General features: G+C 44.9%; 1 protein-coding gene. It reads right to left on the bottom strand.

Going from position 1 to position 412, the window contains the following annotated elements:
- Positions 1–183: 183 nt before the first annotated feature.
- The coding region (locus tag NE664_14745; protein ID MCQ4727893.1) for a 50S ribosomal protein L11 methyltransferase at positions 184–412 on the bottom strand (229 nt) is incomplete at its 5' end.

Raw genomic sequence — 412 nt, 5'->3', positions numbered from 1 at the left:
GTGTCCCGGATCAATATTAAGCACAACCCTGTCCGTTCCACTCTCCAGCTCCTCCCAGCTTGGCTTAATCATTATCTTCCCGCCGACAGGGAAAGGTTTGAAATACTTTTTCCAGTTGTTTGCCCAGTCCTCTTCCCTAATGTTTTTCATTGTAATTTCAAGGCTTCCCAGATCAAACTCCTTTTACCGCTCTTTCAACGCCTTAACCGCGCTTTTAACGTTTGAAAGCGTTTCAAGGCCGCTTAAATTGTCCGTTACGAAAAACGTTATGCCCGTATGCCTTTTCGACTTTTCCTCAACAAGGCCGTCGTCAATATAATCCCATTCCCTGTTCGGATTTTCGAGAAATTCCTTAAACTCACTTTCATCTTCAATCATAAGGCCCGAAACGCCGAGGCTGTATAAAAGCCCG

It is taken from the genome of Anaerotignum faecicola (genome assembly GCA_024460105.1).
Lineage (GTDB): Bacteria > Bacillota > Clostridia > Lachnospirales > Anaerotignaceae > JANFXS01.
The sequence above is the reverse complement of the archived record's forward strand: the minus strand, read 5'-3'. Positions and strand labels throughout refer to the sequence as shown.